The 15,060-nt window shown below is 70.0% G+C and carries 18 protein-coding genes; 6 read left to right on the forward strand and 12 right to left on the reverse strand.

What is annotated here, in order from left to right; all coding sequences use genetic code 11:
* On the reverse strand, nt 1-188 hold a 188-nt coding region (locus ABT116_RS30400; protein WP_351640442.1), incomplete at its 3' end, for a hypothetical protein.
* Between the two features lie 631 nt (nt 189-819).
* Between ABT116_RS30400 and ABT116_RS30405 the strand changes: the two genes are divergently transcribed.
* Nucleotides 820-1,044, forward strand: coding sequence for a ParB/RepB/Spo0J family partition protein (locus tag ABT116_RS30405; RefSeq protein ID WP_351640444.1), 225 nt, complete (start codon nt 820-822; stop codon nt 1,042-1,044).
* A gap of 259 nt (nt 1,045-1,303) precedes the next feature.
* Here ABT116_RS30405 and dapD read toward each other — a convergent pair whose 3' ends face one another.
* The 3 genes from dapD to ABT116_RS30420 form a co-directional block, all read right to left on the reverse strand.
* Entirely contained in the window at nt 1,304-2,293 is a 990-nt protein-coding gene (gene dapD / locus ABT116_RS30410) for a 2,3,4,5-tetrahydropyridine-2,6-dicarboxylate N-succinyltransferase (protein WP_351640446.1), read from the reverse strand.
* A gap of 387 nt (nt 2,294-2,680) precedes the next feature.
* Entirely contained in the window at nt 2,681-3,229 is a 549-nt protein-coding gene (locus ABT116_RS30415; RefSeq protein WP_351640447.1) for a TetR/AcrR family transcriptional regulator, read from the reverse strand.
* The gene (locus ABT116_RS30420) at nt 3,229-3,549 is read right to left on the reverse strand and encodes a DMT family transporter (RefSeq protein WP_351640448.1); all 321 of its coding nucleotides are present in this window, start codon (nt 3,547-3,549) and stop codon (nt 3,229-3,231) included. Before ABT116_RS30420 ends, ABT116_RS30415 begins: the two co-directional genes overlap by 1 nt.
* Before the next feature lie 202 nt (nt 3,550-3,751).
* On the opposite strand from ABT116_RS30420, the gene ABT116_RS30425 reads away from it, so the two are divergent.
* Complete coding sequence (locus ABT116_RS30425) at nt 3,752-4,594, forward strand: AbfB domain-containing protein (protein ID WP_351640450.1); 843 nt, start codon at nt 3,752-3,754, stop codon at nt 4,592-4,594.
* Nucleotides 4,595-4,669: 75 nt separating this feature from the next.
* Here the strand turns inward: ABT116_RS30425 and ABT116_RS30430 are convergent, their stop codons facing one another.
* The 8 genes from ABT116_RS30430 to ABT116_RS30465 are packed head-to-tail and all read right to left on the reverse strand — an operon-like array spanning nt 4,670 to nt 11,206.
* Nucleotides 4,670-5,002 (reverse strand): metal-sulfur cluster assembly factor, encoded by a 333-nt coding sequence (locus ABT116_RS30430; RefSeq protein WP_028809645.1) that lies wholly within the window; start codon nt 5,000-5,002, stop codon nt 4,670-4,672.
* Nucleotides 4,999-5,469, reverse strand: coding sequence for a Fe-S cluster assembly sulfur transfer protein SufU (gene sufU / locus ABT116_RS30435; protein WP_351640452.1), 471 nt, complete (start codon nt 5,467-5,469; stop codon nt 4,999-5,001). The genes ABT116_RS30430 and sufU overlap by 4 nt, the downstream gene beginning before the upstream one ends.
* 19 nt (nt 5,470-5,488) lie before the next feature.
* Nucleotides 5,489-6,745, reverse strand: a complete 1,257-nt coding sequence (locus ABT116_RS30440; RefSeq protein ID WP_351640454.1) for a cysteine desulfurase — start codon at nt 6,743-6,745, stop codon at nt 5,489-5,491.
* Entirely contained in the window at nt 6,742-7,506 is a 765-nt protein-coding gene (gene sufC / locus ABT116_RS30445; RefSeq protein WP_351640456.1) for a Fe-S cluster assembly ATPase SufC, read from the reverse strand. The genes ABT116_RS30440 and sufC overlap by 4 nt, the downstream gene beginning before the upstream one ends.
* 7 nt (nt 7,507-7,513) lie before the next feature.
* A complete protein-coding gene (locus ABT116_RS30450) occupies nt 7,514-7,831 on the reverse strand; it encodes a non-heme iron oxygenase ferredoxin subunit (protein ID WP_053670666.1) in 318 nt (105 codons plus the stop codon).
* A complete protein-coding gene (gene sufD / locus ABT116_RS30455) occupies nt 7,828-9,012 on the reverse strand; it encodes a Fe-S cluster assembly protein SufD (RefSeq protein ID WP_351640458.1) in 1,185 nt (394 codons plus the stop codon). The genes ABT116_RS30450 and sufD overlap by 4 nt, the downstream gene beginning before the upstream one ends.
* 53 nt (nt 9,013-9,065) lie before the next feature.
* A complete protein-coding gene (gene sufB, locus ABT116_RS30460; RefSeq protein ID WP_033310787.1) occupies nt 9,066-10,487 on the reverse strand; it encodes a Fe-S cluster assembly protein SufB in 1,422 nt (473 codons plus the stop codon).
* Nucleotides 10,484-11,206, reverse strand: a complete 723-nt coding sequence (locus tag ABT116_RS30465; protein ID WP_351640460.1) for a helix-turn-helix transcriptional regulator — start codon at nt 11,204-11,206, stop codon at nt 10,484-10,486. Before ABT116_RS30465 ends, sufB begins: the two co-directional genes overlap by 4 nt.
* Before the next feature lie 161 nt (nt 11,207-11,367).
* On the opposite strand from ABT116_RS30465, the gene ABT116_RS30470 reads away from it, so the two are divergent.
* From ABT116_RS30470 to ABT116_RS30485, 4 genes are read left to right on the forward strand one after another with little or no spacing between them, the layout of a single operon-like run.
* A complete protein-coding gene (locus tag ABT116_RS30470) occupies nt 11,368-12,180 on the forward strand; it encodes an AAC(3) family N-acetyltransferase (protein WP_351640462.1) in 813 nt (270 codons plus the stop codon).
* Between the two features lie 31 nt (nt 12,181-12,211).
* Entirely contained in the window at nt 12,212-13,135 is a 924-nt protein-coding gene (locus tag ABT116_RS30475; protein ID WP_351640463.1) for an ABC transporter ATP-binding protein, read from the forward strand.
* Nucleotides 13,136-13,191: 56 nt separating this feature from the next.
* Entirely contained in the window at nt 13,192-13,908 is a 717-nt protein-coding gene (locus ABT116_RS30480) for an ABC transporter permease (protein WP_351640466.1), read from the forward strand.
* Nucleotides 13,909-13,962: 54 nt separating this feature from the next.
* On the forward strand, nt 13,963-14,970 hold the full coding sequence (locus tag ABT116_RS30485; RefSeq protein WP_351640465.1) for a COX15/CtaA family protein: 1,008 nt from the start codon (nt 13,963-13,965) through the stop codon (nt 14,968-14,970).
* Nucleotides 14,971-15,060 lie beyond the last annotated feature (90 nt).

Here is a 15,060-nt window from a genome sequence, read left to right on the forward strand (position 1 = left end):
CCGGAGTCGGCCGCGGTGCCGTAGACGTAGATGAACATGCCCAGCGTCACGATGATGACGATGTTGTTCAGGACCGGGGCATGACCGCTTCTGACCAGGTCAGATCGATCTCTCGCCGTTCCTGCTCGGATGTGGAGGGGTGTTATCGGTCTGTCGTACGAGACCTCATACCAGAGCGGGACGCTCACCGTATGAGTTTGTCAACTGCCCACCGCACATGATGCGCTGGCGACTACTGTCAGTGGCCGTCGGGAAACAGGGCGGATCAGGAAGCGGGGGCCGGCACGTGCAGGCGCAGGGCGGACGAGGGAGTCGACGCGACGGGGATCCCCGCTGCCCGCGAGCCATCGACGTCGGCCCGGGCGCGGCCGGTGACACGGGTGCCCGGCCCGATGGCTCAAGCGCCGCCGGTGGCGCGGGCGTTGTCGGGGCAGGCGGTCGTGGTGCCGGGGCCCATCATGGCCCGGGCCGGCACGCGGGCCCCGGTGGTGCCGGGGCCGGGCGGAAGCGAGGAGAGTCCGGGCGCGCGGCCCGAGGCACGCGCAAGCGCCCGCGCGAACCCGGTCGCAAGCCCGCGAGCTCCCCTGGCGACCAGGCCCGACGTACCTTGCTCATCGCACTCGATTACCACGGCCACGCCTCCGCCCTGATGGACGCACACATCGAGGCCGATAGCTGCCGAGACCGTCACCCCACGGCCGATCAAGTGATCTTGGAACCGGCCACCGCTTGAGATCGAAAAACCTACGGAAACAACACAACACCGGGCAGTTGTTACCTGCCCGGTGTTGTGTCCCGAAGTCTACGAGAGGAATCGCGATGACCGCAACACACACCGCCCCCGCCGCAGCGATCGAGGTCGCGCAGCTGCACCCCGACGCCCTCGACATCGGTGAGAACGTCCGCGACAGCGTCGATCTGGCGCAGACCCCCGACTTCGTCGAATCCATCCGCGAAAACGGAGTGCTCGAAGCGATCAGCGCCGTCCGGACCGCAGACGGAACGATCGTCGTCCGCGACGGCCAGCGCCGCACCCTACGTTGATCAGACCGACCCGGTGGCCGTTGTGCGAGCCGGTGTTGGTCTCGTCGGCGTGCGCGGCCCCCGCCGGCAGCCAGCACACCGCCAGCGCCGCGACCACCCCGGCCAGCCCGCGCACCACGGCCCGCCCCCGCTCATTCCTCATGCCCCGGTCCTCGTTTCGTCGGTTCGGCGTCTGATCGGACACTGCGTCCACCCGTTCATCTGCCGAAACCACCGCGAGGTCACGCCGGGTCATCCGTACGAGATCGTGCCGGGACCGTCAGTTGTGGCTGTGCAGGATCTCGTTCAGCCCGCCCCACACCGCGTTGTTCGGCCGGGCCTCGACCGTGCCGGTGACCGAGTTGCGGCGGAAGAGGATGTTGGAGGCGCCGGACAGCTCGCGGGCCTTGATGATCTGGCCGTCGGGCATGGTGACGCGGGTGCCGGCGGTGACGTAGAGGCCGGCCTCGACGACGCACTCGTCGCCGAGGGCGATGCCCACGCCCGCCTCGGCGCCGATCAGGCAGCGCTCGCCGATGGAGATGATGACGTTGCCGCCGCCGGACAGGGTGCCCATGGTGGAGGCGCCGCCGCCGATGTCCGAGCCGTCGCCGATCACGACACCGGCGGAGATGCGGCCCTCGACCATCGACGTGCCGAGCGTGCCGGCGTTGAAGTTGACGAAGCCCTCGTGCATGACGGTGGTGCCCTCGGCGAGGTGCGCGCCGAGGCGGACCCGGTCGGCGTCGGCGATCCGGACGCCCTTGGGGGCCACGTAGTCCGTCATGCGCGGGAACTTGTCGACGGAGGTCACCTGCAGGTGCAGGCCCTCGGAGCGGGCGTTCAGCCGGACCTTCTCGAGGTCGTCGACGGCGACCGGGCCGAGCGAGGTCCAGGCGACGTTGGCGAGGAAGCCGAAGATGCCGTCCAGGCTCTGGCCGTGCGGCTTGACCAGCCGGTGGGAGAGCAGGTGCAGGCGCAGATAGGCGTCGTGCGCGTCGATCGGCTTCTCGTCGAGCGAGGCGATGACCGTGCGGACCGCGACCACCTCGACGCCCCGGCGGGCGTCCGGGCCGATCGCCGCGGTCGCGCCACCGCCGAGCAGCTCCGCGGCGCGTTCGGCGGACAGCCGCTCGGTGCCGGACGGGCCGGGCTGGTCGGCCAGCTCGGGCGCGGGGAACCAGGTGTCGAGAACGGTGCCGTCGGCGGCGACCGTGGCGAGGCCGGCGGCCACGGCGCCGGTGGTGCGAGGAGCAGTCGTGTCGGTCATGAGGGCAACCTAACCGGCGGACACCGATCGATGCGAACCGGTGCGGGGACGTCTCACGGGACGGGCGGTATCCACCCCTCGAAGGTGCCCCTCAGCAGCCCGGACACCCCGACCACGACGACCGGCCCACGCCCCTCGCCGAGACCGACACGCACGTACGCACCCCAGTCCACGACAGCCCGCCCACCACACCCGCCGAGACCGACGCCCACGCACACACACCCCGACCACGACAGCCCGCTCACCACACCCGCCGGGACCGACGCCCACACACACCCCGACCACGGAAGCCCGCACCCGACACCGCCGAGACCGGCGCCCGCGCTCGGCCGACCCCGTCCACGGCGCGACTTCTCCATGGACGCCCTCCCCGGCGCCCCGTCTGCCTCACTTCCGAGCCCCCGCCAGCACCCGCGTAAGGACCTCCCGGGCGTACTCCTCGTCGTAGGGCACCCCCGTCAGCAGGACCTGGAGGCAGATGCCGTCGACGACCGCCACCAGTGCCCGGGCGGTCACCGGGTCGGTACGCCGGGACAGCAGCTCCGCGACGTCCGCGGCCCACTCGGCGGCGACGGGCCGCAGGGCGGGCCGGCGCAGGGCGGCCAGATACAGCTCGTACTCCAGCTCCACCCCGGTACGGTCGCCCGCGAGCCACTCCCCGATCCAGGCGGCGAGTTCGGCGGCCAGATCGGTGCGGGGGTCCTCAAGGCCACCGCGCGAGGCGACCACCTTGGCGAAGCCCTCGTTGGCCTGCCGCAACGCGGCGACCAGCAGCTCGTCGAGGGTCTTGAAGTGGTACGTCGTCGAGCCGAGCGGCACATCGGCCTCGGCGGCCGCGCTGCGGTGGCTCAGCCCGGCGATCCCCTTCGCCCCGACGACCCGGATCGCCGCGTCGATGACCCGCTGCCGCCGCTCGGGGTCGTGGCGCCGGGCCATCAGTGGGCTCCGCCCAGGTTCAGCACCACGACACCGGCGATGATCAGCGCGATCCCGGCGGCCTTGGCGACGGTCATCCCCTCTCCCAGGAACGCGAACCCGATCGTGGCGATGGCGGCGGTGCCGACCCCGGCCCAGATCGCGTAGGCCGTGCCGACCGAGACGGTCCTGAGGGTCTGCGCGAGCAGAGCGAAGGAGACGACGTAGCCGAGGACCGTGAGCATCGACGGCCCGAACCTGCTGAAGCCGTCGCTGTACTTCATGGCGGTGGTCGCACCGACTTCGGCGGCTATGGCCCCGGCCAGCAGCAGATATCCCATATGTACGAGCGTACACAATGATCTGTACACCCGTACACAACGGGGATTTGATCACGGGCGGAATCCACTCTCGCAACGGAGAGAAACCGCTCTCACGAAACGCGTCACAGGCGCCCCAGGCGTCCACTACGGTGTCACCGATCACACACAGGGCCACCACAACTGCGCCGCCGTCAAGGGTGCCCCGCCGGAGGAACAGCGCATGTCAGAAGAGAAGTCCCGGCCGCCACAGGACCGCCCCTGGGAGAGCGGCTGGGCCCCGGACACCACCCGGGCACCGGGTACGCGACGGCTCTGGCTGGCGGGTGCGCTGGCCCTCGCGACGATCACGGCGTGCGTCACGGCCATCACCGTGATGAACAGCGAGGCCGAGGAGGCCGAATCCCGGGCGGCGGAGCCGAGCACCCTCAGCAGTTCGGCCCCGGGCGGCCTGATCTCCTTCGCGAGCCCCTCGGAGGCCGGCACCCCCAAGCCCGGAGCGGACCGCCGCCATCCGTCCCCCACCCCCACCACCAGCGCTCCCTCGGCCACCCCGAGCCCGAAGCCCGAGAAGAAGGCTCCGAAGGCTCCGAAGCCGCCGAAGGCGTCCCCCACCGCTTCGAAGCGCCCGAAGCCCCCGTCCTCCACCGGCATATCCATACGCTCGGTCAACTTCTCCGACCGCTACTGGCGGGTCAGCGACGGCTATGTACGGCTGGACCGGATCGGCAACGGCTCCGAGCAGCGCGAGGACGCCACCTTCCAGCGCGTCGCCGGCCTCTCGGACTCCTCCTGCTACTCCTTCACCACCGCGGACGGCCGCTATCTGCGCCACCGCAGCTTCGTCCTGGTCGCCAACACGAACGACGGCTCGTCCCTCTTCCGCCAGGACGCCACGTTCTGTCCCCGCGTCTGGTCCCGCTCGGGAACGCTCACGCTGGAGTCGGTCAACTACCCGGGCCGTTTCCTGCGCCACCGCAACTTCCAGCTCCGCCTGGACCCCTTCGAGAACAGTCAGCAGTTCTACGCGGACGCGTCGTTCCAGATCGTGTCCGGGCTGGACTGAAACCGACATGCGTGAGGGCGGCACCCGGGATGGGTGCCGCCCTCACGCGCGTCAGTGGACCTCAGACGTTGAACCTCAGACGTTGAACCCCAGAGCACGCAGCTGCTCGCGTCCGTCGTCCGTGATCTTGTCGGGGCCCCACGGCGGCATCCAGACCCAGTTGATGCGCAGTTCGCTCACGAGGCCGTCCGTGGCGGACTTCGCCTGGTCCTCGATGACGTCCGTCAGCGGGCAGGCCGCCGACGTCAGGGTCATGTCGAGCGTCGCGATGTTCGCGTCGTCGATGTGGATGCCGTAGATCAGGCCGAGGTTGACGACGTCGATGCCCAGTTCGGGGTCGACGACGTCGTACAGCGCCTCACGGACCTCTTCCTCTGAGGCCGGCTTCATCTCAACGGTCTCGCTCATGCCGTCGTCTCCTTCTCGGCGTCGGCTCCGCCCAGCACCTGGGCCGTCGCGTCCTTCCAGGCCATCCAGCTCAGCAGGGCGCACTTCACCCGGGCCGGGTACTTGGACACCCCGGCGAACGCGACCGCGTCCTCCAGGATGTCCTCCATCGCGTCGTCGGGTTCGAGCTTCCCCTTGGACTGCATCAGCTCCAGGAAGGTCTCCTGGATCTTCCGCGCGTCGGAGAGGTCCTTGCCGACGAGGAGGTCGTTCAGTACGGACGCACTCGCCTGGCTGATCGAACAGCCCTGGCCTTCGTACGAGACGTCCTCGATCGTGGTGCCGTCGTACTTCACGCGCAGCGTGATCTCGTCACCGCACGTCGGGTTGACGTGGTGCACCTCGGCGTCGCCATCCCGCAAGCCCCGCCCGTGCGGGTGCTTGTAGTGGTCCAGGATGACTTCCTGGTACATGGAGTCCAGTTTCATGCGATCGCTCGCCAACCCCTCAGCCGAAGAAGTTCCGTACGTGCTCCAGGCCGTCGACCAGTGCGTCGATCTCGGCCGGCGTGGAGTACAGATAGAACGACGCTCGCGTGGTCGCAGGAATTCCGTAGCGCAGGCAGACCGGCCGCGCGCAGTGGTGGCCGACCCGGACGGCGATGCCCTGCTCGTCGAGTACCTGGCCCACGTCGTGCGGGTGGATGTCGCCGAGGGTGAAGCTGATCGCCGCGCCGCGGTCCTCGGCCGTGGTCGGGCCGATGATGCGCAGGTCGGGGACCTCCGTGAGCCGCTTCACCGCGTACTCGGTGAGGGCGTGCTCGTGGGCGAGGATCTTGTCCATGCCGATCGAGTTGAGGTAGTCGATCGCCGCGCCGAGACCGACCGCCTGGGCGATCGGGGGCGTGCCCGCCTCGAACTTGTGGGGCGCCGGGGCGTAGGTCGAGGAGTGCATCGACACCGTCTCGATCATCTCGCCGCCGCCGAGGAACGGAGGCAGGTCCTCCAGCAGCTCCTGGCGGCCCCAGAGGACGCCGATGCCGGTGGGGGCGCACATCTTGTGGCCGGTGAAGGCCACGAAGTCGGCCTGCAGGGCCTGTACGTCCAGCGGCATGTGCGGCGCGGCCTGGGAGGCGTCGACGCACACCAGCGCACCGACCTCCTGGGCGCGGCGCACGATCGCCTCGACGGGGTTCTGGGTGCCGAGGATGTTGGAGACCAGTACGAAGGAGACGATCTTCGTCTTCTCCGTGATGACCTCGTCGATGTTCGACAGGTCCAGGCGGCCGTCGTCGGTGAGGCCGAACCACTTCAGCTTCGCGCCCGTGCGCTGCGCGAGCAGCTGCCACGGCACGATGTTGGAGTGGTGCTCCATCTCCGTGATGACGATCTCGGTCTCGGCGTCCACGCGGTAGGGCTCGTCGGCCCAGCCCAGCATGTTTGCCACGAGGTTGAGCGACTCGGAGGCGTTCTTGGTGAAGATCACCTCGTCACGGCTGGGCGCGTTGATGAACTCCGCGACCTTGTCACGCGCGCCCTCGTACAGCGCCGTGGCCTCCTCGGCGAGCACATGCACACCGCGGTGGACGTTGGCGTTGTAGCGCTCGTAGTACTCGCTCAGGGCGTCCAGCACCTGGCGCGGCTTCTGGCTGGTGGCCGCGTTGTCCAGGTACACGAGCTTCCGGCCTTCGTGGACCTGGCGGTCCAGGATGGGGAAGTCCTTGCGGATCGCCTCGGTGTCGAGGAGGCCCGGCAGCTGTGTCACGCGGATGCGCCACCCTTCGTGTATGCCTCGTACCCCTCGTTCTCCAGCTTGTCGGCGAGCTCGGCGCCGCCGGACTCGACGATCCGGCCGCCGGAGAAGACGTGCACGTGGTCGGGCTTGATGTAGCGCAGGATGCGCGTGTAGTGCGTGATCAGCAGGGTGCCGACCTCGCCCGTCTCGCGGACGCGGTTCACGCCCTCGGACACGACGCGCAGGGCGTCGACGTCCAGACCGGAGTCGGTCTCGTCGAGGATCGCGACCTTCGGCTTGAGCAGCTCCAGCTGGAGGATCTCGTGGCGCTTCTTCTCACCGCCGGAGAAGCCCTCGTTGACGTTGCGCTCGGCGAAGGCGGGGTCCATGTTGAGGCGCTGCATGGCCTCCTTGACCTCCTTCACCCAGGTGCGCAGCTTGGGGGCCTCGCCGCGGATGGCGGTGGCGGAGGTGCGCAGGAAGTTCGACACGGACACGCCCGGCACCTCGACCGGGTACTGCATCGCGAGGAACAGGCCGGCGCGGGCGCGCTCGTCGACGGACATCTCCAGGACGTCCTCGCCGTCGAGGGTGACGGTGCCGCCGGTGATCGTGTACTTCGGGTGACCCGCGAGGGAGTAGGCGAGGGTCGACTTGCCGGAGCCGTTGGGGCCCATGATGGCGTGCGTCTCGCCCTGCTTCACGGTGAGGTCGACGCCCTTGAGGATCTCCTTCGTGGCGTTGTCGGCCTCGACGGTGACGTGCAGGTCTCGGATTTCAAGCGTTGCCATGGGTGCCTCAGGACTCCTGGGTGAGGGAGACGAGCACGTCGTCCCCTTCGATCTTTACGGGGTATACGGGGACGGGACGCGTCGCCGGTAGGGCGTCGGGCTTGCCGGAGCGGAGGTCGAAGCGCGAACCGTGCAGCCAGCACTCGATGTGGCAGTCGTCGACCTCGCCCTCGGCCAGGGAGACGTTCGCGTGCGAGCAGATGTCGTGGATCGCGAACACCTCGCCCTCGGTCTGCACGATGGACAGGGGCGTGCCGTCGAGTTCCACCCGTTTCGGGGTGTCCTCCTCCAGCTCGCCCAGTCCACAGGCGCGTACGAAGGTCATGCGACGGCCGCCTCCAGCTCCTCCTCGATCTTGGCGATCAGGCGCTCCTCGATGTCGGGGAGGCCGATCTGCTGGACCAGCTCGGCGAAGAAGCCGCGGACCACGAGACGCCGGGCCTCGTGCTCCGGGATGCCGCGGGCCATGAGGTAGAAGAGCTGCTCGTCGTCGAAGCGGCCGGTCGCCGAGGCGTGGCCGGCGCCGACGATCTCGCCGGTCTCGATCTCGAGGTTCGGTACGGAGTCCACGCGTGCCCCGTCGGTGAGGACCAGGTTGCGGTTCATCTCGTACGTGTCCGTGCCCTCGGCCTTGGCCTCGATGAGCACGTCACCGATCCACACCGCGTGCGCGTCGTCGCCCTGGAGCGCGCCCTTGTAGACGACGTTGGACTTGCAGTGCGGGACGTTGTGGTCGACCAGGAGGCGGTGCTCCTGGTGCTGGCCCTGGTCGGTGAAGTACAGGCCGAACAGCTCGGCCTCGCCGCCGGGGCCGGCGTACTGCACGCGCGGGTGCAGCCGGACGACGTCGCCGCCGAAGGTGACGACGACCGACTTGAAGGAGGCGTCGCGGCCGACGAGCGCGTTGTGCTGGGCGACGTGGACGGCCTTCTCGTCCCAGTCCTGGACGGAGACGACGGTGAGCTTGGCGCCGTCGCCCAGGAGGTAGTCGACGTTGGCGGCGAGCACCGCGTCACCGGTGTGGTCGATGACCACGACGGCCTCGGCGAAGGCGCCCAGCTCGATCACCTGGTGGCCGAAGGCGGTGCCGCCCTCGCCGTGCACCGTGATGCGGATGGGCTCGGTGAGGACGGTCTCCTTGGGGACGGTCACGACCCCGGCCTTCTCGAACGCCGAGTAGGCCTGGGCGGCGACGCGGTCCACCGGGGTGCCGGCCTTGCCGAGCCGCGCGTCGTCACGGCCGACGGCCTCGACGGTGACGCCCTCGGGGGCCTGGACGTCGACCTTCACGCCGTTTCCGTTGGCGACGGCGGTGCCGTCGTGCAGGCCGCGCAGGCGCTCCAGCGGGGTGAACCGCCACTCCTCCTCACGGCCGTGCGGGACGGGGAAGTCCGCGACGTCGAAGGAGGGGGGCGCGCTCATGCGCGTGGCGACGGTCGACTCCGCGGCGACCGCGATCGAGCCGGCGGTGGTGGAGCCCACCGGGATGTTCTGGGCCTCAGCCATGGCTGTCGTAGTGCTCTCTTTCCTGAGGGGGACGTCTGCTGTCGAGGGGGCGGTCAGCCGACCGCGCCCTCCATCTGCAGCTCGATCAGCCGGTTGAGCTCCAGCGCGTACTCCATGGGGAGCTCCTTGGCGATGGGCTCGACGAAGCCGCGCACGATCATCGCCATGGCCTCGTCCTCGCTCAGGCCGCGGCTCATGAGGTAGAAGAGCTGGTCCTCGGAGACCTTGGAGACGGTCGCCTCGTGGCCCATGGACACGTCGTCCTCGCGGACGTCCACGTAGGGGTAGGTGTCCGAGCGGGAGATGGTGTCGACGAGCAGCGCGTCGCAGAGCACGTTCGACTTGGAGCCCGGGGCGCCCTCGCCGATCTCGATGAGACCGCGGTAGGAGGTGCGGCCACCGCCGCGCGCGACGGACTTCGAGACGATGTTGGACGACGTGTTCGGCGCCATGTGGACCATCTTGGCGCCCGCGTCCTGGTGCTGGCCCTCGCCGGCGAAGGCGATGGACAGGGTCTCGCCCTTGGCGTGCTCGCCCATCAGGTAGACGGCCGGGTACTTCATCGTCACCTTGGAGCCGATGTTGCCGTCGACCCACTCCATGGTCGCGCCCTCGTAGGCGACGGCGCGCTTGGTGACCAGGTTGTAGACGTTGTTCGACCAGTTCTGGATGGTCGTGTAGCGACAGCGGGCATTCTTCTTGACGATGATCTCGACGACCGCGGAGTGCAGCGAGTCCGACTTGTAGATCGGGGCGGTGCAGCCCTCGACGTAGTGCACGTAGGCACCCTCGTCGACGATGATCAGGGTCCGCTCGAACTGGCCCATGTTCTCCGTGTTGATGCGGAAGTAGGCCTGGAGCGGGATCTCCACGTGGACGCCCGGCGGCACGTAGATGAAGGAGCCGCCCGACCACACGGCGGAGTTCAGCGACGCGAACTTGTTGTCACCGACGGGGATGACGGTCCCGAAGTACTCCTTGAAGAGCTCCGGGTGCTCCTTCAGGGCCGTGTCGGTGTCGAGGAAGATGACGCCCTGCTCCTCCAGGTCCTCGCGGATCTGGTGGTAGACGACCTCCGACTCGTACTGCGCGGCGACACCGGCGACGAGGCGCTGCTTCTCCGCCTCGGGGATGCCGAGCTTGTCGTACGTGGCCTTGATGTCCTCGGGCAGGTCCTCCCAGGACTCCGCCTGCTTCTCCGTGGAGCGCACGAAGTACTTGATGTTGTCGAAGTCGATGCCGGAGAGGTCGGAGCCCCAGTTCGGCATGGGCTTCTTCTCGAACAGGCGCAGGCCCTTGAGGCGGAGCTTGGTCATCCACTCCGGCTCGCTCTTCTTGGAGGAGATGTCCCGGACGACGTCCTCGTTGATGCCGCGCTTGGCAGAGGCGCCGGCCGTGTCGGAGTCGGCCCAGCCGTACTCGTACTTGCCCAGGCCCTCCAGCTCAGGGTGGGCAGTCTCCGTGGGGAGAGTCATGCGGGGTTCCTCCCGGCCGTGCTTGCAGATGCGTTGTGGGAAATCTTGGGGATGAACGTCGTGCAGACGCCGTCGCCGTGCGCGATGGTGGCGAGCCGCTGTACGTGCGTACCGAGCAGCTCGGCGAAAAATTCCGTCTCCGCCTCGCACAGTTGCGGAAACTGCTCGGCGACGTGGGCGACCGGGCAGTGGTGCTGGCAGAGCTGCTCACCCTGTTGCGGGTGGGGCGCGCTGCGCGCCGTAGCAGCGTACCCGTCGGCACTCAGGGCCTTGGCCAGCGCTTGAGTCCGCTGCTCGGGCGGCGCGCCCTCGACCGCACGGCGGTAGGCGCCCGCCTGCGCGGCGATCCTGGCGCGGGCGAAGGCGGCGATCGCCTCGTTGCCGCCCTCGCGGTCGGCGATCCAGCGCAGGGCGTCCGCGGCGAGCGTGTCGTACGACTGGTCGAAGGCGTCCCGGCCGCAGTCCGTCAGGGCGAACACCTTGGCCGGCCGGCCGCGGGTCCGCGCGCCGTACACCCGCTGCTCGCGCGCTTCCACGACACCGTCGCCCGTGAGGGCGTCGAGGTGCCGGCGCACGGCCGCCTGGGTGAGGCGCAGCCGCTCGGCGAGTTCGGCGACGGTCGAGGGGCCGTGGTCCAGGATGGACCGCGCGACGCGGTTGCGGGTGGACCGCTCCCCGGTCGCCAGCTCCTCGTGGGGTGCCTCGCCGACGTTTTTCACAACGCCATTGTTGCGTAATTCTTCCGGACCGGGCAAGCCGCGTGTGCCAGACGGGACGGTGCCCTGCGTCACTTAGGTAAACCTAATCTGACCTGCGGAAACGATCTCTGATCGATCAAACCGGTGGCATGCGGCGGTCGTTTCGGGGACACTCCACCATCATGTCCACACCCCCTCCGACCGGCCCTCTTGTCACCCGCGAGACGCTTCGGACCCAGCTCGGCGAGCTCGGCGTGCGGCCCGGCGAGACCCTCCTCGCCCACTCCTCGCTCAGCGCCCTCGGCTGGGTCAACGGCGGAGCCGTCGCGGTGGTGCGAGGACTGCTCGACGCGCTCGGCCCGGAGGGCACGCTCGTGGTCCCCACCCAGACCGGCGACCTGTCCGACCCGGCCCTGTGGAGCAACCCGCCCGTGCCCCCGGAATGGTGGGCGGCCATCCGCGCCACCATGCCCGCCTACGACCCGCGGATCACGCCCAGCCGCGGGGTCGGCGTCGTCCCGGAGACCGTGCGCACCTGGCCAGGCGCACTGCGCAGCGCGCATCCGCAGACCTCGTTCGCGGCGCTCGGCCCCCGCGCGTCGGAGGTGCTCGACGGGCATGCGCCCGACTGCCGGCTCGGTGAGCGCAGCCCGCTGGCGAAGCTGGAGGCGATGGGCGCCCGGGTGCTGCTGCTCGGCGCCGGCTACGCCTCCTGCACGAGCTTCCACCTCGCCGAGTACCGGATACCCTCCCCGCGCGTCGCCGTGGGCCGGCCCGGTCCTGAGGGCTGGGAGACCGTCACCGAGGTGTCGATCAGCTCGGACCGCTTCGACGAGCTGGGCTACGACTTCGAACGGGACCGTCCCGTCGTGCGCGGAAAGGTCGGCGCGGCCGAGGCGCGGCTGTTCCCGGTGGCGGACGCGGTGGCCTACGCCGAACGGTGGCTGGCGGTGCACCGGCCCCGGGAGGAGGAATTCCTCCACCCGCCGGTCTGAGCTCCGGCCCGCCTCCCTAGACTTTGGACCCATGCGAAGTGAGCCCGTGATCCAGGTCCAGGCCCTGGTGAAGCGGTACGGCACGAAGACCGCGGTGGACGGGCTCGACCTGGTGGCCCGGACGGGCGTGACCGCCGTGCTCGGTCCCAACGGGGCGGGCAAGACGACCACGGTCGAGACCTGCGAGGGGTACCGGAAGCCGGATTCCGGCACGGTGCGCGTCCTGGGCCTCGACCCGGTGAGACAGTCCGGGGACCTGCGGCCCCGCATCGGCGTGATGCTCCAGTCCGGCGGCGTCTACTCGGGCTCCCGGGCCGACGAGATGCTCCGCCACGTCGCCAGGCTGCACGCGCACCCCCTGGACGTGGACGCGCTGATCGAGCGCCTGGGCCTCGGCTCCTGCGGCCGTACGACGTACCGCAGGCTGTCCGGCGGGCAGCAGCAGCGGCTGGCGCTGGCCATGGCCGTGGTCGGGCGGCCGGAACTGGTCTTCCTCGACGAGCCGACCGCCGGACTCGACCCGCAGGCCCGCCGCGCCACCTGGGACCTCGTGCGGGACCTGCGCGCGGACGGCGTGTCGGTGATCCTCACCACCCACTACATGGACGAGGCCGAGCAGCTCGCGGACGACGTGGCGATCATCGACTCCGGCCGGGTCATCGCCCAGGGCTCCCCCGAGGAGCTGTGCCGGGGCGGCGCCGAGAACACGCTCCGCTTCACGGGCCGGCCGGGCCTCGACGTCGGCTCGCTGCTCAAGGCCCTGCCCGCCGACTGCTCGGCCGCCGAGCTGACACCGGGCTCCTACCGGGTCGTCGGCAAGGTCGACCCCCAGCTGCTTGCGACGGTCACCTCCTGGTGCGCCCAGCACGGCGTGATGCCGGAGAGGATCTCCGTCGAGCGGCACACCCTGGAGGACGTCTTCCTGGAGCTGACCGGCAAGGAGCTGCGCTCGTGACCGCCACCGGCACGGGGACGTACACGCCGAAGCCCGGCGCGGCGCCCCTCCCCCGCATGATCGCGGCCCAGGCCGCGCTCGAGACGAAGATGCTGCTGCGCAACGGCGAGCAGCTGCTGCTGACCGTCGTCATCCCGACCCTGCTGCTGGTGCTCTTCAGCACCGTGGACATCGTCGACACGGGTGCCGGCGAGGCGGTCGACTTCCTCGCGCCCGGCATCCTCGCGCTGGCGGTGATGTCGACCGCGTTCACCGGCCAGGCCATCGCCACCGGCTTCGAGCGCCGCTACGGCGTGCTGAAGCGGCTGGCCTCCTCGCCCCTGCCCCGCTGGGGCCTGATGACGGCGAAGACGCTGTCCGTCCTGGTCACCGAGGTGCTCCAGGTGATCCTGCTGACGGTGATCGCCTTCGCGCTCGGCTGGTCGCCGCACGGCAACCCGGTCGCCGTCCTGCTGCTCCTGGTCCTGGGCACGGCGGCCTTCTCGGGCCTGGGCCTGCTGATGGCCGGGACGCTGAAGGCCGAGGCCACGCTGGCCGCCGCCAACCTGGTGTTCCTGCTGCTGCTCGTCGGCGGCGGGGTCGTCGTGCCGCTCGACAAGTTCCCCTCCGGCGCGCAGGACGTCCTCGGTCTGCTGCCCATCGCGGCGCTGTCCGACGGGCTGCGGGACGTGCTCCAGCACGGCGCCGGGATGCCCTGGGGCGACCTCGGGATCCTGGCCGTGTGGGCGGTCGGGGGCCTGGCGGCGGCCGGGAAGTTCTTCCGCTGGGAGTAGGGACGGTGCCCTGTGACGGACCCTCGTGAACGTATGCACAAGCGGCGGCCTACGATGGTTCGCGTGCCACACGTGACCCGCGCCGACGCCCAGGCCGCCCTGCGCAACCCGCTCGCCTTCATCGCCGAGCGCTGGACCCCGGAACCCCGGACGGTCCGGCGCGCGGCGCTCTCCGCGCTCCTGATGTCGGTGATCATCGTCGTCACCGGTGGCGCCGTACGCCTGACCGGCTCGGGCCTGGGCTGCCCGACCTGGCCCAAGTGCACCGACGACTCGCTCACCGCCACCAGCGCGATGGGCTTCCACGGCGCCATCGAGTTCGGCAACCGCATGCTGACCTACGTGCTGTGCGCCGCCGTCGGCTGGGCGATCATCGCCGCGCGCTCCCAGAAGCCGTACCGGCGGGGCCTGGTCCGGCTGGGCTGGGCGCAGTTCTGGATCGTGATGAGCAACGCGATCCTCGGCGGCATCGTGGTGCTGGTCGGTCTCAACCCGTACACGGTGGCGGCCCACTTCGTGGCGACGTCCGCGCTGATCGCGGTGGCCACGGTGATGTGGCAGCGCACCCGTGAGGGCGACGCGGCGCCGCGGCCGCTGGTCGGCAAGGCCGTGCAGCAACTGGTGTGGTTCCTGACCGCGGCGGCCGTCCTGCTCATCCTGGTCGGCACGGTCGTCACCGGCGCGGGTCCGCACGCGGGCGACTCCAGTGAGGTCGAGCGGATGCCGGTCGACTGGGAGACGGTGAGCAAGCTGCACGCCGTGCTGGCGTGGATCGTGGTGACGCTGACGTTCGCCCTCTGGTTCGTCCTGAAGGCGGTCGACGCGCCGAAGAACCCGCTGGACCGCACCCGCGAGCTGTTCCTGATCCTGCTCGCGCAGGGCGTCATCGGGTACGTCCAGTACTTCACGGACCTGCCCGAGGTCCTGGTCGGCCTGCACATGCTGGGCTCGGCCGTGATGTGGATCTGGGTGCTGCGGGTGGTGCTGTCGCTGCGCGAGCGGCCCGAGGCTGCCGTGGACCTGCCCGGGCCCGCCGCAGAGGCCACCCTGACCAAGGCCTAGGGCCTGTCGTTTGGATCAGGCCGCAGGGAATCGGCGGATTCTTTCAACGCCGGTGAGCGGGGCCTGGCGCGTGGAGCTGCAAGGCGGAGG

The sequence above is a fragment of the Streptomyces sp. NPDC002130 genome (assembly GCF_040296465.1).
In the GTDB taxonomy this organism is placed as follows: domain Bacteria; phylum Actinomycetota; class Actinomycetes; order Streptomycetales; family Streptomycetaceae; genus Streptomyces.